The following is a 25233-nucleotide window of genomic DNA, read 5'->3' on the forward strand; positions in this document are numbered from 1 at the left end:
GAATTAAATATTTTCAGGTCTTATTTTTCTTAAGCGTTGTATCAATTTATGAGCCTCTTTCTCGTGAAGCCTTTTCATCATATTTATCTGTCCTAAAACACGAAAATAAAGCTTCCTATATTTTTCAGTATGTTTTTCTATATCATATAATTTCTCACAATTATAAACACCTAAACGAATCTTATTTCTTTTTTGTTTAGGGAAAGAAGGTATTGCTTTATCAACATTGACGTTATGTACAGTCTGTACATCACTTTTTGGCATTACACTATGTTTTTCCCTATTAGGTCTTACTCCAACACTGTACATTAATTTATAAATGTTATTGATTATATATCTCTTATTTTCTTTCTTTATAATATTACAAGAAGAAACATGAATATCATCTACGTATCTTGTATAAATAAATCCTCTTTTTTTAAACTCATTTACTAATTTTTCCTCACGATTCCATAATATTAGATTGCAAATATAACTACTTGTTTTACAACCTTGAACAACAAAGCCTTTATAAGTTATTAGTTCTGACAACATTTCAGAAACTTCATGTGTGAAATTAAAAAAAATGGCCCAAACTTGATAAACAATTTTCTTAGATATACTTGGGAAAAAATTACTTACATCTTCTTTTATAATTATTTTTTTGTTAGTATGCTTGTTCGCATCACTTAAAAAATCTCTTTCTTTTAAACTACCTTGTAAATAATCTGGGTATTTTACGCATTTTAATATATTAGTATTTATTTTTTCATGAATTTTTTTTAATCTTGTTTTTACATCATATGTTTTCCTAAAAGAACCATCTGGCTTTGGTTCAATTTTCGCCACATAATAAAACTTATCTGAATTATTGTATAAATAAAATAATTCATCAACGGATATTGATAAGGCTTTTGCTAATGAATCAATACTAGATATTGGTTTATTTTGGTAACTGAATTTCATCATCTTCCTCTAGCAACTCTTGAAGAATACCATCCATTTTATCTTTTAAAGATTGACTTATATTTTCCATCTCTGAATTATCTGATGATAAAAATATAAATATACTAAGGGGAACATTCAAAGCATGACAAATTTTTTCAAGAGTCTCCAGGTTAGGAACTCTTTCATTATTTGTTAACCGAGTAAGGTAGGATTTCGATAGTGTGCTTAGTCTGGCTAATTCAGACTTCGACATTCTTCTTCTTTCTAAACAAATGTCTAATGCTCTACCTATGTTCATGATAATCTCCAGATTTTAGTGACCCGCTGCAAACTTAATCTAACTTTGACAACACATCAAGTAATGCAGCCACAGCAGGGATCAATCTAAGTGCATCACCAACCAGCTTTAAAATTTCACTGACAGATACACTTTTAGCATCCCTGTATGACTCCAGCTTTTCAATGGTTTCTTGAAGTCTTTCATTAATTTTGCTGTTACCCATTTCATCATGCATTTCCAAAGAAAGTAACTTTAGACTCTCAATGGATTCCTTTAAAAGTTTTTCATTTTTCATAAAAATGCCTTTTTGTTTCTTCAGTGCAACATTGCACCAGTCGTCAAAACAATATTGAACCGAAAGAAAATGAAATGGATAACACAGGCCACTTTATCTGGGGAAATATGTAATATTTCCCCTCCAGTCGATAAATAATCTACTTCTCATCGTAGCTTAACTACTTTGGCTAAGAAGAAAGTACCATAGAAACTTTCGCACAGGATAAATAGATCGTCATTTGACAATCGACTCAAAAGAGCCACTTACTAGTTCAATACAGGCAAACTTTTAAAGAGCACCAAGGTGATTCACCTTGTCCGATGATTAGTATGGTGTTAGTTAGGCATTAGATCAATAAAAAAGTTGACCACATGGCAACTTTTTTATTATTGCATCTTCATTTAATTGATTTAATTACCTTTTATTATTTCACCATCACCGTCTAATTTCACCAATATTCTTAATCCGCTGCCACAACAAATCGCGACGTGCTTCTTTCTGCCGTTCCGTCTCTATCGGAATAAAACTGCCATCCGTCCATAACTTGAACGACTGCTCACCTACATTAATTTTTCCTCCGATGATTAATGACTTCGCCATAGCCCGGCTAAAATCCATGCCGATTGAATCCGCATAATCGATAACTTTTTCCACTAACAGATCACCGCCTCTGGCCGTACTGTCACCCCCCGTACAGTTATTGACAGAACTCCAAGAGGCGGCAAAGCCGCCAGAAAACCCCAAACCCACGCCCTTAACATCAGCGTTAAATTTGGGAACAATGTTCCATTTAACAGTACGGGTAATAAAAGAAGAGGAATCGCCCAAGCGAGGCGAGTAGACACCGGAAATACGCAATACATCTTCGCCGTAAGAATTGCCTTGTTCGGTGATTTCATAGGACAACCGCACGGTTAAATCTTTTCGCGCAACCAGAGGCCCACCCTGGAACTCGGTATAGGCGAACCAGTCCCCCACATCCGCAGCAAATCGAACATTATCCATATCTACATCAGACAAGATTTGCTCATCACCACTCAAACGACGCAATTCGCGCCAAACTGAAACGGGCGCACCGCCGATCTGCTGAAACTGCCGGATACGCCAACGACTGGCCCAGGCAGAAACAGACCGTGACATATCCTTAAGAAGTTGGCCTGTTTCCCCATCCTTTTCGCCATCCAGCGCGTAACCGTCAATATTCTTAGAAATGTACTTAGCGATATAGCCTGTAGCCGAACCTTTCGCTTTATCGATGGGCTTCACATGGAATCGTGCTTTTAGTGCCTTTTGCCCCTGTAATTCTTCTGAATCTTCCAACCGGGCGTAATAACACATGATGTCACGCATTTCATCGACATGTTCAGGACGCATAAACAGCAACATGTGCCAATGCGGCGTACCATCATGGTGAGGTTCAACTACACGAAAACCGAAGGCGCTGATCCCCGCACGGGAATAAGCCGCCCTGATTTTCGCCCAGACGTTGCACAGATATTTTTGTGTATCACGGGGACTAGCTCCATTCCAATTTGAAACAAAGCCACCGACACTGTGGACAGCGTGATACTTTGATGGCGCGGTGATGGTATAAAACTCACCAACATAGCCGAGTTCGTCAGCCAGATTTTCAAAACCGCGCATTCTCACCATCAATTCACTACGGCGGACGGCGGGATTAGCCACACTACCGAGTACCATATCTTCCAGCGGTACCCTGTCGCCCTGTTCATTCTCAACATCAAACTGTTTGATAAAATCCCAATTACGGCGCTTCTGTTCCAACCATTCACGCAGCGTACTACGGGAAACATAGGGAGAGGCTGATTTCTGCACCTGGCCTACCGCAATAGCCATATGCTCGGCGCGAATGTCACGCATTCTTTTCAAGCGGACATACCACCATTTATCCGACATCATGCGCAGCAGGCCGGCACACAATTGATCGACGGTGGCACCTTCCCTGCCTTTGGTGAACTGCTGCCAGTAAGGGGCTGTTGTGCCGGCTTGTTGAGTCAGTTTTGCCAATAACTCATAGATACGGATCAAACGCTTTCTGGCGTCTTGCTCGCTCGCAGGTTGTTGATTGACATACTGAGCCGATGTATTTTCGTAGTTCTCGGCCATAAAATGGGAAATTCCCCAGGCAAGCTGTTTGATATCCTTACGCTCTAACGTAACCAATCGCTCTAACTGCTCAATAAAGGGGAACGGGGTAACGCCGGATACCTGATCCTTGAATTGATAGCGTTCAGTGACTTTATTCAGCCGTGGTAATACGTTCTCGCCAAACTGGCGCAAAAACGTATTAGCACGACGACGATTACCCCCCGATTGAATAAATATTTTTTTGTACCGGGTAGCAAAATAGAGCGCCAAAAAATCGGGCATATCACCGATAATTTTATGACGCCAGTCATAATCATCAGGGTTTACCTGCCACATGATCTGTTCAGCTAACGTTGACTCGCCGGGCAAACCGGGCTTGAACATCTCATATTGCAGGCGTTTTGACTGCTGGTAATCGCTGTTGTGCTCCTGCAACAAGTCGATTAACTCACTCATGCACTCGCCTCTAGCGTCGCAATAATTTCTATTACTGGCTGACGATTGCCATTGGCGGCAATGGTGCGTGGTGCTTCGATTTCATGGATAGTGAACCCCAAATCGGCATAAAGTTCTTTGGCTTCAATGGAGTTGGACACTGTGACAGGAACGCCCAATAATTCATTGAGCCGTTTCAGAGAAGCGGCCAGCTCCTGATGGTCATTATGAAGAAAGCCATTTCTGCAATACTGTGTAAAATTAACACCTTTAGTGAAATAAGGCGGATCGCAATAAACCACATCCCCAAAATCAACCAGTTTCAATATTTCGCGCCAATCGGCACGATGGATAGAAGCAATCTTGGATTTCTCAGCAAACACCAATATTTCTACTTCGGGAAAGTAAGGTTTTTTACCGTTCCCAAAAGGCACATTGAATTCACCTTTTGAGTTATAACGACACAGGCCATTAAAGCAATGCCGGTTTAGAAATAAAAATACCGATGCGCGCCATATCTGCGATTTATATTTTTCATCATCAGAATTAAATAAAGCTCTCAGACAATAAAACCCATGCTCACTATTAAAATACGAAAACCAGTCTTGCGCAGCATTTATAAACCCATCACAATTCTCTTTGATGCACTGATACATATCAATTAAGTCGCTATTAGCATCTGCAATTAAATACGCATCATATTGCGTATTCATCATTACAGAACATGAACCTGCGAACGGTTCAACCAACCGTTGACCTGCTGGCAGATGGGGCAGCAATTTATCCATAATGCGAATTTTAGAGCCTGCCCATTTCAAAATAGTTTTATTCACCAATTCATATACTCCGATAATGCTTCTGTTTCAGTTCAAAAACTTCCTGACATGCGACGCAGCGGATGACTCCGGCGATACTCATCCGGCGTTCCACGGGGATAGGTTGGTCGCACTCTTCACATTCCAACGCAGAGACACCGACGGAGCGGTTTACATGCTCTGATATTCTGCGCTCTAGCGTTTTCTCAGCATGTTGGCAAGCACGGTCGATTTCCCTAGACACTCTCCAGCTCCCGTGCTTCGTGTTCTATTTTCTCGGCTTCACTGTTCAACAATGCAGATGACGCGGCGTAATCCAATTTCTTTGCCACAATATGCGCCGCGATTTTTAACAGACGTGAAGAAGAACGTTCGGCTAATATCTTGCGTTCGTCTTCTCTGTTTCTTTTAATTAATTGCTCTATATTCATTTTTTATCTCCTATTTTTAGGTAATAAAAACCCCTGCGAATTTACGCATTAATTTCTTAAATTATGATTTAAATTAATACTGGGTTGATTTTGGCAATGCCAATTTATCTGGCAATATAGATGCCACAGCCCGAAGTTGATTAATTGCCAGTATTAATGATCGCCGTTCCTCTATTGTTAACTCCTTAAACTTGACGTGATAACGCTCTTTATCAAAACCTGCCAAGTGAAAAATCAAATGCAAAACCCGTTCATTGTTTCTAACGCGGTTATTTGTGCGATCGCGCATAGTTTCAATGAAATCGGCCAATTGGTTATTATTTTCTTTATCATCACAAAAATACCGATTACGCGCCTCAGACGTTTTATTGAGGCCATCGATTTTCTCATCCAGTGTTAAGACAACAGCACGGCACGGTTCTGTATTTGCCATTTTATCACCTGTAAATAAAAATTAATAACGGGGTTAATATCACAGTTGCCAAACCAATTACCGAAATCATGAAATATTTGTAATGATTCGTCTTTTTGAAATCATCGCCAGTTAATTTATATTTATGCGGAATTTTCATTAATTCATTCATTGATTTCTCTCCCGTAAAGCTGCCTTGCAAAACTGATAGCCTGCTCTTTTGAATCGAATTGACCATAAGAGTATTCTCCATCACTGACCTGATATTGAGTAATCTGAACTACGGCGTTCTTGCGTAAAGGTCGAATAAGTAATTTTCCAAATTTTACCCGTCCCTTTCTATATTCCTCTAATGCCGGTATTTGAGTCATTGCACTCACCTTACAATCCAACCCACAATAACCACGCATCACGTAATTCTTTAGGGCGGTTCAAATATGCGTCACGCATTCCTCTATTAAACTCAGGTAAATAAACCCAGTTTTCTCCACGAGTTTTTACTCCCTCTGGCGCCTCTGGTATCTGCCACGGAATAATTGGTAATTTACTCTTGTCAATCATTCCCTTAACAGCACTCGGAGTTTTTCCTATCAGTTCAGCAAACTTCTGATAGGGCACTGCATCAACTGGATAATAAACCTGCATGTACCCATCTGAATTTTTTTCCATCACTCATCAATTTCCTTTCTATAACACTCAGTAGTGGTCAATTAAGAACCTCGTAATTTCCCAACTCGTTTGCTAATCTGGCTAGACCAAACGCCTATAGTTGCTTCTAAGGGCATCTTTAGGGGTTTTTGCGCCTTAAAAGGTCTTAAATATGGTACCTTTTGAGGGAGTTTAGTCTTAGAAATGGAACCTGTCAACTATGGACATGTCACAAAAAATTCGGGCTATACGTAAAGCCGAAGGACTTACACAGATGAAGTTTAGTGAATTAACAGGCATTGCCTTAAGCACTCTCAAAAACTACGAAGGTGAACACACCGCGCCTGGATTAAGCACCGTCCTACAAATTACCAATCACCCCAAATTTGAAAAATACACACTCTGGCTAATGACGGGAAAGATTGCCCCAGAATCTGGGCAAATTAGCCCAACTCTCTCCCCTGATGGTGTAGACATCAAAACGTCACACCACTCAGACCGGAAAACTGGCTAACACTACATGAGGAATTAATCGACTGGATCGACAGTCAATCAATTTGTTGCATCGGAGGGCTTCACTATGCCAATTAAGAAGCTCGATGATGGTCGTTATATGGTGGACATTAGACCTCTTGGGCGACAAGGAAATCGCATCAGGAGAACATTCAACAAGAAGACAGAAGCTATTGCTTTCGAACGTCATTCAATGGCAAATGCTCAAAAACTCAGTGCAAGGACTAGTAGACGAGACCTTAGCGATTTACTGAACTTATGGTGGCTATATCACGGACAAACCGCAGAGAACGGCACTATAGAAAAACGACAACTGATGAAGACAATCAGGCAGTTAAATGATCCATCGATAAACCGTCTTAACAAACATGTTTTACTGGAACACCGCAGTAATCGCCTGGCTGATGGGATCAAAGCGTCAACGATAAATCGGGATATGTATCGTCTATCAGGAATGATAACGACATTGCAAAAACTTGAAGTTTTTAGCGGTAGCAACCCACTGAATGGATTACCCCCGTTAAAGGAAAAACAGCCAGAAATGACCTTTTTAACAAAAGAAGAGGTCAAAACTCTGTTATCAGTACTATCAGGGGATGAAAGAAAAATTGCGCTGCTATGTCTCAGCACGGGTGCCAGATGGGGAGAAGCATCAACCTTAAAAAGCGCCCAAGTAAAGAGTTGCCGAGTGACATTTTTAAAAACCAAAAATGGCAAGCAAAGAGCTATTCCGATATCAAAAGAGTTAGAAAAGGAAATCAAACAGAAGTCAGGGGAATTATTTGACGTTGATTACGAAAGCTTTCGTACAAAGTTAAAATCAATAAAACCTGATTTACCAGAAGGACAAGCAACGCACGTTCTACGCCACACATTCGCAAGTCATTTTGTGATGAAAGGTGGAAACATTGTTGCACTGCAACAAATACTCGGTCATGCCAATATACAACAAACTATGGCGTATGCTCATCTGGCACCCGACTATTTGCAATTTGCAATCACGTTAAACCCACTGAATGGCGGCATGGAAATTTAGCAATCATAAGCAACCGTAGCACTCAAAAGTGTCCACACTAGTGTCCACACTTGAAAATTTCCACGCTACTTACAGTTGCTTGTAAAAATTTTATCTGGTTGATTTTAAAGTGAATTAATCTTAGCCAGATAAAAAAATCCCGCCATAAGGCGGGGGAAAAGACAGGGATGGTGTCTATGGCAAGGAAAAATTCTTATTTGCTACTACTTTGCTGCTATGGGTATTACAAATCAGTTCGGTAACTGGGACATACGCTGCCGATAATGCTGTTCCAATTGTGCTTGTTGCTCAGGCGTCAACAGTTGGTACATCAGGTGATGAATACGGGCCATTTCTACCTGACGTTCCACATTACATCTGAGCATCCTCTCAATCAGGGCTTTTACTGCCACCTCATCAAAATCCTTCGCAGTGACCAGCTTGCGCATCTCTTCTCGCTCTGTGCGGCTCATCGACATCGATGAACGTGGTTGATGTTTCTGCCCTACTAAATCACGCATCTGTTGACGCTGCTGCTCAGTTAAAGTGATACCGCTGAACATATGGTCATTGTCACCCGCATCATTATTACGATAATGATAGTTTCCTACATTTTTATAATCGCAAGGCGCACAATTATCGGGTACCGTAGCAGCGTGTATTGTACTTGCTGTTCCAGCTAAAGATGCTGTCGAGCCAAGAACAAACATTGACGCTAAAACTAACGCTGCTATGTTACGCATTAAACAACTCCTCGTTTCCCCGAACGATGCTATTAGGTCCAATGTGGACAACTATACCTACGCGGCTGCAAACTAGCGTCAAAGGCTTGTAAAAGAACGTAAAGTCGTGGAATAGCAAAGTTTGTTATCGTATTTTTGTTCTTGGAGGAAGTAATCGATGCATAAAATCCTATTAGTTGATGATGACCGTGAACTGACATCACTATTAAAAGAATTACTTGAAATGGAAGGATTTAACGTTGTGATCGCTCATGACGGAGAGCAGGCATTAAAATTCCTTGACGATTCGATCGACTTACTACTACTCGATATTATGATGCCGCGTAAAAATGGCATTACGACATTAAGGGAGCTGCGTCTACATCATCAAACGCCAGTCATTATGCTGACAGCGCGAGGAAGCGATTTGGATCGTGTTCTGGGACTAGAATTAGGGGCGGATGACTATCTTGCCAAACCATTTAATGACCGTGAGTTAGTAGCGCGTATACGTGCTATTCTTCGCCGCTCAAACTGGAGTGAGCAGCAACAAACAGACAGTGGACTACCTACGCTTCAGGTCGATAACCTGCAATTGAACCCCGGCCGACAGGAAGCCAGCTTCGCTAATCAGATTCTCGATTTAACCGGTACCGAATTTACCTTGCTCTATTTACTAACTCAACATTTAGGTCAAGTTGTTTCCCGCGAACATTTGAGCCAGGAAGTATTAGGTAAACGACTCACCCCGTTTGACCGAGCAATCGATATGCATATCTCTAACCTGCGCCGTAAATTACCTGAGCGGGAAGATGGTCAACCCTGGTTTAAAACTTTACGTGGACGAGGATATTTAATGGTGTCTATGACATGATAAACAGTTTAACGGCACGCATCTTCGCAATTTTCTGGTTTACTCTGGCGTTAGTCCTAATGTTGGTATTAATGGTGCCGAAACTGGATTCCAGACAACTAACCTCTCTGCTGGAAAATGAATACCGACAGGGAGTTATGCTGGAACAACATATCGAAGCGGAATTAGCTCAAGATCCCGCTAACGATTTACTTTGGTGGCGCCGCTTATTTCGCGCGATTGAAAAATGGGCCCCCCCAGGCCAGCGCCTGATACTGGTCACCAGCGAAGGACGAGTGATTGGCGCACAAAGAAGCGAAATGCAAGTTGTCCGCAACTTTATTGGACAATCAGATAACGCCGATCACCCGAAAAAGAAAAAATATGGCCGCTCTGAAATGTTAGGACCCTTTTCCATTCGAGATGGAGAAGATCATTATCAACTTTATTTAGTTCGTCCAGCGAATAGCCCACAATCGGATTTCATTAATCTGATGTTTGACCGGCCACTATTACTATTAACTGCCACGATGTTAATCAGCGCGCCCCTCCTCTTATGGCTGGCATGGAGTTTAGCCAAACCTGCCCGCAAATTAAAAAATGCCGCCGACGATGTTGCTAAAGGTAATCTACGTCAGCACCCAGAACTGGAAGCTGGCCCGCAAGAGTTTCTGGCCGCCGGTAACAGTTTCAACCAAATGATCAGTGTATTGGAAAGAATGGTCACCGCACAACAACGGCTAATTTCCGATATCTCCCATGAACTACGCACACCGCTCACCCGCCTACAACTTGCCACAGCATTACTCCGCCGCCGTCATGGCGAGAGTAAAGAGCTGGAAAGAATTGAGACAGAAGCCCAACGGCTAGACAGTATGATTAACGATCTGTTAGTGCTCTCCCGCAGTCAGCATAAAAATGAACTGTTAAGAGAAAACATCAAAATGACAGATTTATGGCACGATATTCTTGACAATGCCCGCTTCGAAGCCGAACAAATGGACAAAATCCTTGAAGCGACTTTACCACCGAGTTCTTGGGCAATTTACTGCAACCCATTAGCACTTGGCAGTGCTTTTGAAAATATCGTGCGTAATGCCTTACGCTACTCCCACCACCATATTGCGGTCGCATTTAACACCGATAATCAAGGAATCACCATTACCGTTGATGATGACGGCCCGGGCGTCAACCCGGAAGACCGCGAACACATATTCCGCCCTTTCTACCGTACAGACGAAGCCCGCGATCGAGAATCCGGCGGCACTGGCCTTGGTTTAGCCATTGTTGAAACCGCGATTAACCAGCACCGCGGTTGGGTACGTGCTGAGGATAGCCCACTCGGTGGCTTACGCTTGGTTATTTGGCTACCTCTTCATGGCCGGTAATACAGATTTTTGCTAACCTTATTATAAAAATTTATTAAACAAATAAATTTTATTTATACTTGACCCGGCGAGTCTGACGGTTTAACCTCCCCTGTTATTCATTAAAAACACTTATCTTTTATTGCTTTTCTATTACAGCAGACAAAAGCACTGAAAAATCAAAACTATAGATAAAATTATAAGATTCTATGGAGTTCTGGGAACCAATAACCTAGTGCGGTAGCGTTGTTATTACCTTATTTATTATTTCAGAAATATATCTTACAAAATCTATTTGAAAAGCTTGTTAAAGTTTCACCTGCCAAATAAAACTTATGAAAATAGATAACATCCTATTAAAAACCAAATGTAATTTACTTTCATAAATTTTATTTTTTAAGTCATCATCTTAAAAGGCAAAATATGTCCTCACTCAACATTCTCACCGAGAAATTTGATAATAAAACCGCCACCATTGCCATTGTTGGCCTGGGTTATGTTGGCTTACCGTTAATGCTCAGATATAACGATATCGGTTTTAACGTCATTGGTTTCGATATCGATAAAGAAAAAACAGATAAATTAAATCACGGCCAAAGTTACATTGAACATATTCCCGCAGCCAAAATCAGTCACGCGATAAAGACCGGTTTTGAAGCCACCACGGATTTCACCAAAATCACTCAATGCGACGCCATTATTCTTTGCGTCCCAACGCCGTTAAATAAATACCGTGAACCCGATATCAGTTTCGTCATTAACACCACCGACAGGGTAAAACCGTATTTAAGAGCCGGGCAAGTCCTCTCCTTAGAAAGCACCACCTATCCGGGCACCACGGAAGAAGAGTTACTCCCCCGGGTTGAAGAGAGCGGATTAACCGTCGGGGAGGATATCTTTCTGGTCTATTCACCCGAACGGGAAGATCCCGGCAACCCCGATTTCGAAACCCGCACCATTCCTAAAGTTATTGGCGGTCATACTGAAAACTGCTTAAAAGCCGGGATCGCGGTTTATCAACCCGCCATTGACCAGATTGTTCCCGTCAGCTCAACCAAAGCCGCCGAGATGACAAAACTGCTGGAGAATATCCACCGGGCGGTCAATATCGGCCTGGTCAACGAAATGAAACTGGTTGCCGATAAAATGGGCATTGATATCCACGAAGTGATTAGAGCCGCGGCAACCAAACCCTTCGGCTTCGTTCCCTATTATCCCGGCCCCGGATTAGGCGGCCACTGTATTCCGATTGATCCCTTCTATTTAACCTGGAAAGCCCGAGAATATGGTATCAATACCCGCTTTATTGAACTCTCCGGTGAAGTCAATTCCTCCATGCCGGATTATGTGGTCAATAAAACCGTATTAGCCCTCAACAAAGCGAATAAATCCATTAATGGCAGCCGCATATTAATTCTCGGCATCGCCTATAAAAAGAATGTGGATGATATGCGAGAAAGTCCCTCCGTGCATATTATGGAAAAATTAAGAGGATTAGGAGCCAATATTGAATATGCGGATCCGCATGTCCCAGTCTTCCCGAAAATGCGGGAACATCATTTTAATTTAATCAGCCACCCTCTCACGGAAAATAGTCTCAAAGACTTCGACTGCGTTATTTTAGCCACCGATCACGATAAATTTGATTATGAATTAATTATCAATAACGCCAAATTAGTCGTCGACACCCGTGGCAAATATGCACCCCATCACAGAAACATTATCAAAGCTTAACTTAGGACAAGATATGCTGAGTATTATCAAAGACAGAAAGATAAGATTTGCTTTAGTCGGTTGTGGGCGGATCGCTAAAAATCATTTCAATTCTCTGGAAATACATCAAGAAACGGCCGAATTAGTGGCCGTCTGTGATAACGATCAAGACGCATTAAACGCGGCGGTAGAAAAAACCGGCGTTCCGGGTTTTAGCGACTTAAAGACGATGCTGGATAACATCACCGCCGATATCATTATCCTGACCACCCCCTCCGGCCTGCATCCGGCACAGGCGATAGCCTGCTTTGATAAAGGCTTTCATGTCGTCACCGAAAAGCCGATGGCCACCCGGCTGGCTGAGGGAGAAAACATGGTTAAAGCGGCGGATAAAGCCGGAAAACACCTCTTCGTCGTCAAACAAAACCGCTTAAACGCCACCCTGCAATTACTGAAACGGGCGGTCAGTGAAAAACGGTTTGGCAAAATCCACCTGGTCCACCTCAACGTTTTCTGGACCCGTCCCCAGGACTATTATGATCAGGCCGCCTGGCGGGGCACCTGGGAATTTGATGGCGGCGCCTTCATGAATCAGGCGAGCCATTATGTGGATTTAATTGAATGGCTAATCGGCCCGGTCAAAGATGTTCAGGCCATGACCTCGACCCACCTGGATATCGAAACAGAAGATACCGGGGTACTCAATATCCGCTGGCGGGATGGCACATTAGGCTCAATGGCCGTTACCATGTGCACGTATCCTCAGAACCTTGAAGGCTCCATCACCATCTTAGGCGAAAAAGGCACCGTCAGAGTGGGGGGTTTAGCCGTCAATGAAATCCAGGAGTGGCATTTCGCTGACGAAAAAGAGTATGACCGGCAAGTCAAAGCCGCTAATTACGAAACGACGTCGGTGTACGGATTTGGACACCCGCTCTACTATAAAAATGTCATTGAGGTGATGAAGGGCGAAGCCAAACCGATAACCGACGGCCGGGAAGGCTTAAAATCCTTAGAGCTGCTAATCGCCGCCTATTTATCCGCCAGAGATAATAAAACCATTTCTTTGCCTTTAACCTATTAAACCTGTGGAACCGGTCTCATGTCAGCGGAACACGTAATGATACATCCCAGCGCCATTGTGGATGCAGGAGCACAAATCGGGAAAAACAGCCGCATCTGGCATTTCACCCATATCTGTTCTGGCGCTCAAATTGGCGAAGGCTGTTCTTTAGGACAAAACGTCTTTATTGGCAATCAAGTCACCATCGGCAATCACTGTAAAATACAAAATAACGTCTCGGTCTATGACAACGTTCATCTGGAAGACGGGGTATTTTGTGGCCCCAGCATGGTGTTCACCAATGTGTATAATCCCCGCTCATTGATTGAAAGAAAGAGTGAATATAAAGATACGCGAGTAAAAAAAGGCGCCACTTTAGGCGCCAACTGTACCATTGTTTGTGGCGCCACCATTGGCGCCTATGCCTTTATTGGCGCCGGCGCGGTAGTGAATAAAGATGTCCCCGATTACGCCCTGATGGTGGGGGTGCCGGCCAAACAAATTGGCTGGATGAGTGAATTTGGCGAGCAATTAGATTTACCGCTACACGGCCAGGCGACAGCTACCTGCCCGCACACCCATCATATTTATCAGCTCAATAACAACATTGTCGTGCGCATTCAATAATCAAGGACCAAGGCATGCAATTTACCGATCTGGCAGCACAGCAGCTTAAAATTAAAGATAAAATTGACGCGAATATCCAAAAAGTCCTCACCCACGGCAAATATATTTTAGGACCCGAAGTCGCCGAATTAGAAGACAGACTCATTGAATATACGGGCGCACCATATTGCATTACCTGCGCCAATGGTACCGATGCCCTGCAAATTGCTTTAATGGCGATTGGCATCAAACCCGGCGACGAAGTGATTACCCCGGGCTTTACCTACATTGCCACCGCTGAAACCGTTGCGCTTCTGGGCGGTATCCCAGTTTATGTTGATGTCAAACCCACAACGTATAATTTAGATCCAGCGCGACTTGAAGCGGCGATTACCCCAAAAACCAGAGCCATCATTCCGGTTTCCTTATTTGGTCAATGTGCCGATTTTGACGAAATCAATGCCATCGCCGAAAAATATAATCTTACCGTGATAGAAGATGCCGCCCAGAGTTTCGGCGCCACCTATAAAGGCAAGCGTTCCTGCAATTTAACCAAAATCTCCTGCACCAGTTTCTTCCCCAGTAAACCGTTAGGGTGTTACGGTGACGGTGGAGCTATTTTCACCCACGATGAAGAACTGGCGAAAATTATTCGTCAAATTGCCCGACACGGACAAGACCGACGATACCACCATATCCGAATCGGAGTGAACAGCCGTTTAGATACCCTGCAAGCGGCTATTCTGCTGCCCAAACTGGAGATATTCGATGAAGAAATGACATTACGTCAGAGCGTGGCAGAAAACTATCATCAGGCGTTGAACAATATCGGCATCATGACCACGCCCTATATTGAACCTCACAATCTCTCGGCCTATGCGCAATATACTATCCGGGTTAAAAACCGCGATGAATTACAACATAAATTAAAAGAACAGGGCATTCCAACCGCCGTGCATTACCCTATTCCCCTGAATAAACAACCCGCGGTGGCCAGCCATATTGCTCTGCCTGTCGGAGATGAAATCGCACAAGAAGTCATTAGTTTGCCTATGCACCCCTATTTATCCATAGATTTAATTAATAAAATTGCCAGTTCAATTTAAAATCTATGAATTATAAATTATTGAGAAATATATCTGGCTTATTACTCTCATCATTATTCAGCCAGATATTATTACTGCTATCAACACCGGTATTAACAAGACTATTTTCACCTGAAGAATTAGGTATTTATGCTTCATTTTCATCGCTTTTAAGTGTTTTTGCCGTCGGTGCTTGTCTTCGTTATGAGTTTTCAATCAGCGCATCAGGAAAAACGCGTGAAATTAATTCACTAATCACATTATCTTGCATTATTCCCATAACCATTAGCTTGATAGTTATCACTGTTATTGCAATATCTAATATCCCAGAAAAGATAATTATAGGAAATTATATATACTATATCCCCTTAGGTATTATCACCTATGGGTTTTATCGTGCAGTCAGTTTTAATAGTATAAGAGACAAGCAATACCATGCTCTCTCTATCACTAAAATAACGCAAACCGTTGCCATGATTAGCACTCAAATCATTGGCGGTATTGCCCATTTAGGCGCAAGCAGTCTTATCTTAGGCCAAATATTAGGTCAATCATTAGGTGTTCTATTTTTAGGTAAAAGATCCAAATATCGTTTAATTATCAACAAAAATGAATTTAAAAAAGTAAAACTGCTTGCTCACAAATATTATAAATTTCCGGTTTATGATTTTCCTGCGGCTCTCATTAACACATTAAGTAATGAACTGCCTCAATTATTTATCATATCCACCTATGGACTAAAACCCGCAGGATTTTATTTAATTGCATCGAGAATATCAGGCGCCCCAATTACACTATTAACCCAAACCGTTTCGTCTGTATTACAAGGATATTTAAAAGACACGATTACATCACCTTTTTTAAAGATAAAAAAAACATTTTATTGCCTAACGCTCATTGCTATTTCATTTGCTATAGTGACATACTTCGCGGGCATACCCATTATAACCTTTATTTTCGGTGAAGGATGGCTTGAATCAGGTAAATATCTATTATGTTTAATACCACACTTATGCGGACAAATAATATATTCATCGTTATCGATATATTTATCCATTTATGAACATCAGAAAAGCAATTTATTTATTCAAACAATATCGATTATATTAAGATTAATCGCCCTCCTTACTGGATATCTATTAGGCGATATTTATCTTACCCTGTTATTATTTTCACTCACAAGTTTTATTCTTTATATGGCGAGTACGGCTTATATTTTAAAATTATCTTTCATGCGTAAAGAAGGTTAAAATGAAGAAAAGCAAAAATATAATAAAAATAATCCCCTATATCATTATCGTGATGATTGTCAGCTATACATTCAATAAATATGCTTATGAATTAGAAGAATTCAACGGGAATATAAGAAGCTTGGTCATGAAAGGGAAATTTGCTCAACGCGAGTTTAATAGCAATGGTTTTCCATTATCGCACTCACCCCATATTCCTAAACCATTCCTATCCCCATTTTATGTTGTTCACTATGGCCTGATATACTCTTCTTTAAGCTTAAATAAAGATAATGTTAATATATTATGGCGAACTGATTCATCCTTACCCGGCTGGAATGTACCCCCACCTGAATTCAATCAAAAAGAGCTGATAGCTAATTTTAAGTTTTCAGCCGACTGGTTATTAAATAATATAAAATTATTTCATGGTGAAAATCATTACTTATATGATTTCGATTGGTCATATAAAGGCTATAAAAACAATAAACTCTTTGCCCCCTGGTGGTCTGGATTAACCGATGCTTATGCCATAATTCTCCTATTAAGAGCTTATGACCATTTTGGCGATGATAAATATCTGCTAACGTCAAAATTACTCTATCAATCATCACTAGCACCTATCCATAAAGGCGGCAGTTTAACAACATTAGATAATATGCCCTGGATTGAAGAATATGTTGATCCTCAAGCCGATTCAGACCAATTGGCTTTTGTATTAAATGGTATGATCTACTCTACTTATGGTATCGAATCCTTTGAAAATTATCTAAACATAGATGGAAATAAAAGACTATCCGATAATTTATATCAATCGATCAGCCATAATATATTTAAATTCGACATAAAAAACGAATGGTCCAGCTATGATTTAATTGGCAATCCCTGTAATATTAAATATCATAAAATACATACCCTTCTTTTAAAAGATCTGATAGAGAGAAATCAAAATTTTAAAAATAAAGAAATAATAGACTTATATAACAACTGGAATAAATCTGTCGTTAATAGCGGGTATTATTACATAAAACACGGCCCTATGAGTTGGGCATATTATCAATTTATCACTATGTATTTCCTGTCTATCTTAGTATTATCACTCATTTACTTCTTTATCAGAAAAAATGCAAAATAATATTAAAATAATCCTGAAAATATTTATCTATCAGGTTATTATCTACCTGAACTCAGTGCTTATATTAGACACATTCCATGAGGTAAGAGGCTATAATATTACCCCACAAGGTTACTTAAGTATTTTCTTCTGCTGGATATCATTCTTACCGCTCATTTTACTCAACAACCAAAAAAATCCCGTGATGGTTTTTTTATGGTTAATCTATATCACTTACATTATACCGGTATCAATTATATTCCCACTGATTAATTCGGCCTCTATCTACTCAATCATTTTTGTATGTACAATAAACATATTGTTTTTCTCATCAATATTATTCTTTCGGATAATAGATAGAATAACGATGCCAAAACTAAAAATTCCGTGGGATTTATATAAAATACTGATAATAGGATGTGGCATTATTGTACTCTTATTCGTCATGAGTAATCCTGGATTAAGTCTAATACCCCCTAATATATTTAAAGTTTATTCCGTGAGACAGCACTTCAAAGACAACACACCGCTACTCACGATGTATATCATCACCAATGGGGGATATGTTATTTCACCATTGCTACTATTAGCGTCACTCTATATAAAAGGTCCTATTAGATATCTCCTCATTACAATAAGTATTTTGATCTCCTATTTAATCTACAGCTCTTCAGGACTAAAAAGTATAGCATTCATGAATCTCGCCGTTATCATTCTATACTTCTACATAAAAGGAACAAGATCGATAAGTAACTCAGTGATCAACATCATTCTCTATTTATTCCTGACCGCCGGGATATTATATTTTGTTTTCGATTTCTATGATCCACTGATACATTGGCTACGCAGAGTCTTCTTCACTCCCACATTAAACACCTATTACTTTTATGATTATATCTACAACACTAATAGTGAATTTACGACAGAAGCGCCTCAAATAGTTTCTCAAATCTATTATGGTACCTCGGGATCGGCGAATACCGGCTTTATTGGCGACGGCATCGCCAGATACGGCACACTGGGCTTATTAATAAACTTTTTTATATTTAATATATTGCTCTTTGCCATGAACCTGAGCTCAAAAAAGGTTCCATTTGAATTTTCAACGACACTCTATTTACCCTTTGTATATACAATATCCAACTCAGCGATTACAGCATTGCTACTGACCTATGGGTTGCTGGCATTAAGCATATTATTATTTTTATTCCCGACAAAAACTAACAAAATATCCTTATGAAAATTACACATATGACCTCGGTACATCCACGTTTCGACACCCGTATTTTCCTAAAAGAATGTTCCGCCTTACAAAAAGAACATGAGGTCTCCCTTATTGTCGCAGATGGCAAAGGTAATGGAGTCAAGAATAATATTGCTATCATTGATGTCGGTGTATTACCCGGTCGATTAAATAGAATTTTTAAAACAACCGATAAAGTCTATAAAAAAGCACTAGAATTAGACGCTGACTTATATCATTTCCATGATCCAGAACTCATCCCTATCGGACTAAAACTGAAAAAGAAAGGTAAAATAATCATTTTTGATTCCCATGAAGATGTCCCAAAACAAATTTTTAGCAAACCTTATTTAAATAAATTTACCAGGGTTATTATTTCTAAATTATTCTCCCTCTACGAGAAATATTCTGCGCCGAAATTTGATGGAATTATTACGGCCACCCCATCAATAAGAGATAAATTCTTAAAACTCAATAACAATACCATAGACATTAATAATTACCCCATATTAGGTGAATTATATAATGAAAACGCCAACTGGCATGAAAAAGAAAAACAAGTCTGCTATGTCGGCGGCATTTCTGACATTAGAGGTATAACCGAGATGGTTGAATCCCTCTCTTACCTCACAACAAATACGACAATGAAATTAGCGGGCAATTTTTCTGACAAAAATTTAGAAAATAAAATAAAAAGTATGAAAAATTGGCACAAAATAGATGAGCTGGGATTTTTAAATCGCATAGAAACCAAAGAACTTTTATCTCAATCTATTGCGGGTATTGTTCTATATCACCCGCTCCCCAACCATATCGATGCCCAACCCAACAAGATATTCGAATATATGAGCGCGGGTATCCCGGTCATCGCTTCAGATTTCACACTATGGAAGGATATTGTTGTAAAAAACCATTGTGGCATTTGTATCGACCCATTAAATCCTAAGGAAATCGCTAATGCGATAGATTACCTATCAGATAACCCTGACATAGCGGAAGAAATGGGTCGCAATGGGCTTATCGCAGTCAATGAAAAATACAATTGGGATATTGAACAAAATAAACTTAACAAATTTTACCAACACATTGGACGTTAATCGATATGAAAAAAATCATTACCGTATTAGGCGCCAGACCGCAATTCATTAAAGCAAGCCCAGTATCTCGCGCTTTAAAAAATCATAATAAATTTAAAGAGATTATCATTCATACAGGTCAGCATTTTGATACTAATATGTCTGATATATTTTTTAATGAATTAGCCATCCCCAAACCGGATTACACCCTCAATATTCATGGCGGCTCGCACGGCGAAATGACCGGAAAGATGCTAATCGAAGTTGAAAAAGTACTTATCACAGAAAGACCGGATGCCGTCATGGTATATGGTGATACAAACTCGACTTTAGCTGGCGCGCTAGCCGCATCTAAATTACATATTCCGATTATCCATGTTGAAGCCGGTCTACGCAGTTTTAATATGCAGATGCCCGAAGAGATAAACAGAATATTAACCGATAATGTGAGTTCAATTCTGTTCTGTCCAACAGACATTGCCGTCAATAACCTACAAGCAGAAGGCTTCGGCTCAAAGCCCGTTCATATCAGAAAAGTCGGTGATGTCATGGAAGATGCGGCTTTATATTTTAGCCAAATAGCCAAAAAACCCGATGGGCTGGATTCCATACAAAACTTCATATTAACCACCCTCCATCGCGCTGAAAATACCGATAACCAGGCACGTTTAACTGAAATTGTAAACGCCTTAAATGATATACATAAAAGAATTGCTACTGTTATCATTCCAATTCATCCAAGAACTAAAAAAATGTTAGCGCAATACGACCTACATTTAGATGTCCATTTAATTGAGCCAGTAGGATATTTAGAAATGATCTGGCTACTCAAAAATACCGCCCTGATTATTACCGATAGCGGCGGACTACAAAAAGAGGCTTTTTTCTTCCGTAAACCTTGTATCACCGTGAGAGATCAAACTGAATGGGTAGAATTAATTGAAGCCGGCGTCAATAAACTCTCAGAAGCTGAAAATAAAAAAATAATCCAGGCCGTTCATGACATGATAGGGACTAATATGGACTCTATTCAATCCATGTATGGCGGCGGTATCGCTGCGACAAAAATTGCTGACGAATTAGAAAAATTACTATGAATATCGTCTATATAAACCATTATGCGGGTTCGCCGGACCTGGGTATGGAATTTCGCCCATATCATTTAGGGCAAGAGTGGATTAAATCTGGACATAATATTACCCTACTCGCAGCCTCCTATTCTCATGTCCGAACAAAACAACCTAAGCTAATAGATAATAAAAAAACCACCGAAAATATTAACGGATTAGAATATGTCTGGTATCCAACCCCGAGCTATAGCGGAAATGGATTATCCAGAGTCAAAAATATTTTCTCTTTTTTACGGCAAATTTGGTTTGATAGTCACAATCTAATTAAAAAATATCGACCTGATGTTGTCATTGCTTCAAGCACCTATCCGATGGATATCTGGGTGGCAAAACGTATTGCTCAAAAAGCTAATGCCAAATTGGTCTTTGAACTGCATGATTTATGGCCGCTTTCCCCCATAGAATTAGGTGGCATGTCACCGAAACATCCCTTTATTCAATTATGTCAATTCGCTGAAAACTCGGCTTATAAATATGCGGATATGGTTGTTTCCATGCTTCCTAACGTACAAGAACATACGAAAGCACATGGATTAGGTCTTAATAAATTAAATATTATTCCCAATGGTGTAGTTATAGATGATTGGGTAAATCAACTCACGCCATTAAACAGCTTACTTGAAACGTTAATCACAGCTGAAAAAAATAAAGGGCACAAAATTGTATGTTATTGTGGCGCTCACGGACGGCCAAATGCACTAGAAAGATTACTCAAAACAGCTTCACTGCTTCATGATAAACCCATTATTTTTTTATTGGTTGGCACTGGCTTCGAAAAGGAGAATTTAATTAAAGAATCTGAATCACTGGGAATAAATAACGTTATCTTCTTTGAGCCGATCCCTAAAACTCAAATCCCGACACTACTCAATAAAATTGACATTGCCTATATAGGGTTACAAAAACAATCATTATTCAGATTTGGCATCAGCCCCAATAAACTTATCGATTATATGATGGCGGGCAAACCCATTTTATGTGCGATTGATGCCGGTAATGATCCGGTTTCCGAAGTGAATTGCGGTATCACCGTTAAGTCAGGCAAGCCAGAAGACATTGCTCAAGCCTTATTAAAACTCAGTGAATTATCAACTGAAGAATTAAACCAAATGGGGCAAAAAGGTAAAATTTACGCTTTAGAAAATCACGCTTATTCCGTATTAGCAGACAATTTCATCAAGGCCATAATCAATCATGAATAATAAATTCCTTCCTTTTGCATTACCTGAAATTGGACAATCTGAAATTGATGAAGTCATTGACTCACTTAAAGCAATGGTGGATAACCACTCGACCTAAAACCGGAAGATTTAAAAAAAATATAGGGATTATATTTAAATAGCTATCATTACTATCCAAATAGAGTGATTATTCAACCATGATAAATATATCAGTTATTTGCCCTATATTAGATGAAGAAAAATATATAGAAGGGTGCATTGAATCACTCCTAAAACAAGATTACCCTACAGGGCAATTAGAGATTATTTTTATAGATGGTTGTAGCTCAGATAGTACTTTAAAGGTAATTCAGAGTTATACTGAAAAATATGAATTCATAAAATTACTATATAACCCTGATAAACATGTTTCTGCTGCTCTGAATATTGGTATAAGAAACTCATCAGGGGAGTATATAGCCAGAATCGATGCTCATTCCTGCTATCCCAGTAACTACTTATCCAAACTATATAACTTATCAAAAGAACTTGACGCTGATAATATAGGTGGAATTGTTAATACAAAACCATGTAATTCTACAACCATTGCCCATAATATTGCATACTCCTTAAGTACTCGCTTTGGAATGGGTAATTCCTATTTTCGAATTGGCATTAATGATATAAAAAGAGTTGATACAGTACCTTTCGGCTTTTTCAAAAGAACAATATTCGATGAAATAGGGCTATTTGATGAGGATTTAATTAGAAACCAAGATGATGAATTTAACAACAGAATTATAAAGCATGGAGGTAATATATATCTTTCCCCAGATATTACTATTGATTATTATCCCAGAGATTCAATTAAAAAAATCTGTTCTATGTTCTACCAATACGGATTATTTAAACCACTAGTCAATTTAAAATTAAAAAAAATAACATCATTCCGGCAATTAATACCACCAATTTTTGTCTTAGGGCTAATCTTAGGATTAGTTCTATCATTCACTAGCTCAATATTTTTACATTTATATATAGATTGTATTTTTATCTATTTCTTCTTAACTTTACTGGTATCAATAAGAGCCAACTTAAAAAATAAAAAAAACTATATTTTCTTACCATTAATATTTCTGTGCATACATTTATCTTATGGATCAGGGTATCTCATTGGAATAATGAAAATTATATTCAATAAGAAATTCCACGTAAAAAACAAAAGATAAGGATTATATCATGAACTCTTTTTTTCTCCCTTTCGCACTCCCAGAAATCAGCCAAGAAGAAATTGATGAAGTCATTGACTCACTTAAAACAGGCTGGATAACTACCGGACCTAAAACCAGAAAATTTGAACAAGATTTTGCGCAATATTTAGATTCTGATGTTGAAGCCATAGCGGTAAATTCAGCAACGGCGGGATTGCATTTAGCATTGGAAGCTATTGGTATTCAGCCGGGTGATGAAGTCATCGTTCCTACCTATACCTTTACGGCAACCGCAGAAGTTGTCCGTTATCTGGGCGCTCACCCTATTTTTGTCGATTCCTTACCTGACAGCCTGAATATTGATCCAATAGCAATAGAAAAAGCCATAACTGCTAAAACTAAAGCGATTATGCCGGTACACTTTGCGGGTTTATCCTGTGATATGGATGCCATCATTGCGATAGCTAAAAAATTTAATTTACGAATAATTGAAGATGCCGCCCATTCATTTCCGACTTTATACAAGGGAAAGAAAATTGGCACACTAGACACCGATGTCACCGTATTCAGCTTCTACGCGAATAAAACCATGACGACAGCAGAGGGCGGCATGCTAGTTTCCAGAGATCCAGATATCATAAAAAGGGCAAAAATAATGCGTCTCCACGGCATTAGCAAAGATGCCTTTGATAGATATCAATCTAAAATACCTGCCTGGTATTATGAAGTGATTGAGCCAGGCTATAAATATAACATGCCCGATATTTGTGCATCCATCGGCATCCATCAATTACAGAAAATAAACACTTTCCACAAGAAAAGAGAGGAGATGGCGAAATTCTATGATGATGAATTAAAAGATCTGCCTATTATCTTACCCACTAAACCTCAAGAACCTAATAGCCAACACGCCTGGCACCTATATACCATAAGATTAAATGATGAAGTCAAAATATCCAGAGACGACTTTATCATAAAAATGGCAGAAAAAAATATAGGCTGCTCTGTCCATTTTATCCCACTGCATAAACAACCCATCTGGAAAAACACCTATTCTCTTAATGAAAACAACTTCCCAATCGCAGAAGAAAATTTTAAAAGAATTGTATCTATTCCTTTATATACAAAAATGACAAAAGAAGACCAAATCTACGTTATCAAAACAATTAAAGAGATCTTGGCATAAATGACGAAATATTATTTAGCTATAAAAAGGCTTTTTGATTTTATTTCTTCTCTCATTGGACTCATCCTATTACTCCCTATTTTAATCACTATTGCTATCTGGATAAAAATGGACTCAAAAGGTCCTATTTTTTTCCGACAAAAACGAGTAGGCCAATATAACCAAGATTTTTATATTCACAAATTTAGGAGCATGACGACGGGATCGGAGCAAAAAGGACAACTCACTATCGGTCACGATCTGCGTATTACCCACTCAGGAAAATTTATACGCAAATATAAAATTGATGAATTAGCTCAACTGATTGATGTTGTTCGAGGAAAAATGAGCTTAGTCGGGCCAAGACCCGAGGTACCACAATTTATGAACAAATATCCAGATGATGTCAGAAACAAAATATTATCGGTAAAACCCGGCATAACAGATTTGGCTTCCATAGAAATGATAGATGAAAACCAGATACTAAGCCAATATAAAGATCCTCATCAAGCTTATATCGATATTATTATGCCGATAAAAGCCAAGTACTACTTAGAGTATATTGATAAAAAGTCATTTCTCTATGACCTAAAGATCATTTTTAAAACAATTTACAAAGTAGTGTTTAGGTAAT

Annotated in this window: 27 protein-coding genes; 16 read left to right on the forward strand and 11 right to left on the reverse strand. The window is 39.5% G+C overall.

The window, feature by feature from the left end:
- Positions 1-3: 3 nt before the first annotated feature.
- The 10 genes from EAE92_RS06165 to EAE92_RS06210 form a co-directional block, all read right to left on the reverse strand.
- Positions 4-948: a reverse transcriptase family protein gene (locus EAE92_RS06165; protein ID WP_172908276.1), complete on the reverse strand. Its 945-nt coding sequence runs from the start codon at positions 946-948 to the stop codon at positions 4-6.
- Complete coding sequence (locus EAE92_RS06170; protein ID WP_214067430.1) at positions 923-1225, reverse strand: helix-turn-helix domain-containing protein; 303 nt, start codon at positions 1223-1225, stop codon at positions 923-925. Before EAE92_RS06170 ends, EAE92_RS06165 begins: the two co-directional genes overlap by 26 nt.
- A gap of 34 nt (positions 1226-1259) precedes the next feature.
- On the reverse strand, positions 1260-1502 hold the full coding sequence (locus EAE92_RS06175) for a hypothetical protein (RefSeq protein WP_172908274.1): 243 nt from the start codon (positions 1500-1502) through the stop codon (positions 1260-1262).
- A gap of 417 nt (positions 1503-1919) precedes the next feature.
- Entirely contained in the window at positions 1920-4049 is a 2130-nt protein-coding gene (locus tag EAE92_RS06180; RefSeq protein ID WP_214067431.1) for a replication endonuclease, read from the reverse strand.
- Positions 4046-4861 (reverse strand): DNA adenine methylase, encoded by an 816-nt coding sequence (locus EAE92_RS06185; RefSeq protein WP_339959353.1) that lies wholly within the window; start codon positions 4859-4861, stop codon positions 4046-4048. The genes EAE92_RS06180 and EAE92_RS06185 overlap by 4 nt, the downstream gene beginning before the upstream one ends.
- A 4-nt stretch (positions 4862-4865) precedes the next feature.
- Positions 4866-5087, reverse strand: coding sequence for a TraR/DksA C4-type zinc finger protein (locus tag EAE92_RS25195; protein WP_172908271.1), 222 nt, complete (start codon positions 5085-5087; stop codon positions 4866-4868).
- Positions 5080-5274, reverse strand: coding sequence for a DUF2732 family protein (locus EAE92_RS06195; RefSeq protein ID WP_166304595.1), 195 nt, complete (start codon positions 5272-5274; stop codon positions 5080-5082). Before EAE92_RS06195 ends, EAE92_RS25195 begins: the two co-directional genes overlap by 8 nt.
- Before the next feature lie 73 nt (positions 5275-5347).
- Complete coding sequence (locus EAE92_RS06200; RefSeq protein WP_214067433.1) at positions 5348-5707, reverse strand: DUF5347 family protein; 360 nt, start codon at positions 5705-5707, stop codon at positions 5348-5350.
- 143 nt (positions 5708-5850) lie between these two features.
- Entirely contained in the window at positions 5851-6057 is a 207-nt protein-coding gene (locus EAE92_RS06205; RefSeq protein WP_214067434.1) for a hypothetical protein, read from the reverse strand.
- Between the two features lie 10 nt (positions 6058-6067).
- Positions 6068-6358, reverse strand: coding sequence for a Cox family DNA-binding protein (locus EAE92_RS06210; RefSeq protein WP_036811329.1), 291 nt, complete (start codon positions 6356-6358; stop codon positions 6068-6070).
- A 196-nt stretch (positions 6359-6554) separates the two neighbouring features.
- Here EAE92_RS06210 and EAE92_RS06215 point away from each other — a divergent pair, with 196 nt between their 5' ends.
- Positions 6555-6848 (forward strand): helix-turn-helix domain-containing protein, encoded by a 294-nt coding sequence (locus tag EAE92_RS06215; protein ID WP_036773984.1) that lies wholly within the window; start codon positions 6555-6557, stop codon positions 6846-6848.
- A gap of 66 nt (positions 6849-6914) precedes the next feature.
- Positions 6915-7883 carry a phage integrase gene (locus EAE92_RS06220; protein WP_214067435.1) on the forward strand — a complete coding sequence of 323 codons (969 nt, stop codon included), beginning with the start codon at positions 6915-6917 and terminating at the stop codon, positions 7881-7883.
- Between the two features lie 230 nt (positions 7884-8113).
- Here the strand turns inward: EAE92_RS06220 and cpxP are convergent, their stop codons facing one another.
- Entirely contained in the window at positions 8114-8605 is a 492-nt protein-coding gene (gene cpxP / locus EAE92_RS06225) for a cell-envelope stress modulator CpxP (RefSeq protein WP_214067436.1), read from the reverse strand.
- A gap of 157 nt (positions 8606-8762) precedes the next feature.
- Here cpxP and cpxR point away from each other — a divergent pair, with 157 nt between their 5' ends.
- The 14 genes from cpxR (at position 8763) to EAE92_RS06295 (ending at position 25232) form a co-directional block, all read left to right on the forward strand.
- The gene (cpxR, locus tag EAE92_RS06230; RefSeq protein ID WP_214067437.1) at positions 8763-9458 is read left to right on the forward strand and encodes an envelope stress response regulator transcription factor CpxR; all 696 of its coding nucleotides are present in this window, start codon (positions 8763-8765) and stop codon (positions 9456-9458) included.
- Positions 9455-10825 (forward strand): envelope stress sensor histidine kinase CpxA, encoded by a 1371-nt coding sequence (gene cpxA / locus EAE92_RS06235; RefSeq protein WP_214067438.1) that lies wholly within the window; start codon positions 9455-9457, stop codon positions 10823-10825. The genes cpxR and cpxA overlap by 4 nt, the downstream gene beginning before the upstream one ends.
- Before the next feature lie 402 nt (positions 10826-11227).
- On the forward strand, positions 11228-12538 hold the full coding sequence (locus EAE92_RS06240) for a nucleotide sugar dehydrogenase (RefSeq protein WP_214067439.1): 1311 nt from the start codon (positions 11228-11230) through the stop codon (positions 12536-12538).
- Between the two features lie 13 nt (positions 12539-12551).
- Positions 12552-13601, forward strand: a complete 1050-nt coding sequence (locus EAE92_RS06245; RefSeq protein ID WP_214067440.1) for a Gfo/Idh/MocA family protein — start codon at positions 12552-12554, stop codon at positions 13599-13601.
- An 18-nt stretch (positions 13602-13619) separates the two neighbouring features.
- Entirely contained in the window at positions 13620-14207 is a 588-nt protein-coding gene (locus EAE92_RS06250; protein ID WP_246545033.1) for an acyltransferase, read from the forward strand.
- Between the two features lie 14 nt (positions 14208-14221).
- The gene (locus tag EAE92_RS06255) at positions 14222-15292 is read left to right on the forward strand and encodes a DegT/DnrJ/EryC1/StrS family aminotransferase (RefSeq protein WP_214067441.1); all 1071 of its coding nucleotides are present in this window, start codon (positions 14222-14224) and stop codon (positions 15290-15292) included.
- Positions 15293-15312: 20 nt separating this feature from the next.
- Positions 15313-16521, forward strand: a complete 1209-nt coding sequence (locus tag EAE92_RS06260; protein ID WP_246545034.1) for an oligosaccharide flippase family protein — start codon at positions 15313-15315, stop codon at positions 16519-16521.
- A 1-nt stretch (position 16522) separates the two neighbouring features.
- Complete coding sequence (locus EAE92_RS06265; RefSeq protein WP_214067443.1) at positions 16523-17635, forward strand: D-glucuronyl C5-epimerase family protein; 1113 nt, start codon at positions 16523-16525, stop codon at positions 17633-17635.
- A gap of 1230 nt (positions 17636-18865) precedes the next feature.
- Positions 18866-19954 carry a glycosyltransferase gene (locus tag EAE92_RS06270; protein WP_246545035.1) on the forward strand — a complete coding sequence of 363 codons (1089 nt, stop codon included), beginning with the start codon at positions 18866-18868 and terminating at the stop codon, positions 19952-19954.
- A 5-nt stretch (positions 19955-19959) separates the two neighbouring features.
- On the forward strand, positions 19960-21030 hold the full coding sequence (gene wecB / locus EAE92_RS06275; RefSeq protein WP_214067445.1) for a non-hydrolyzing UDP-N-acetylglucosamine 2-epimerase: 1071 nt from the start codon (positions 19960-19962) through the stop codon (positions 21028-21030).
- A 44-nt stretch (positions 21031-21074) separates the two neighbouring features.
- On the forward strand, positions 21075-22265 hold the full coding sequence (locus tag EAE92_RS06280; protein WP_246545036.1) for a glycosyltransferase family 4 protein: 1191 nt from the start codon (positions 21075-21077) through the stop codon (positions 22263-22265).
- Positions 22266-22441: 176 nt separating this feature from the next.
- Entirely contained in the window at positions 22442-23452 is a 1011-nt protein-coding gene (locus EAE92_RS06285) for a glycosyltransferase family 2 protein (protein WP_214067447.1), read from the forward strand.
- Between the two features lie 10 nt (positions 23453-23462).
- Positions 23463-24620, forward strand: coding sequence for a DegT/DnrJ/EryC1/StrS family aminotransferase (locus EAE92_RS06290; RefSeq protein ID WP_214067448.1), 1158 nt, complete (start codon positions 23463-23465; stop codon positions 24618-24620).
- Entirely contained in the window at positions 24621-25232 is a 612-nt protein-coding gene (locus EAE92_RS06295) for a sugar transferase (RefSeq protein WP_214067449.1), read from the forward strand.
- Position 25233 lies beyond the last annotated feature (1 nt).

Origin of the sequence: Photorhabdus hainanensis, from assembly GCF_018448965.1 — a bacterium.
In the GTDB taxonomy this organism is placed as follows: domain Bacteria; phylum Pseudomonadota; class Gammaproteobacteria; order Enterobacterales; family Enterobacteriaceae; genus Photorhabdus; species Photorhabdus akhurstii.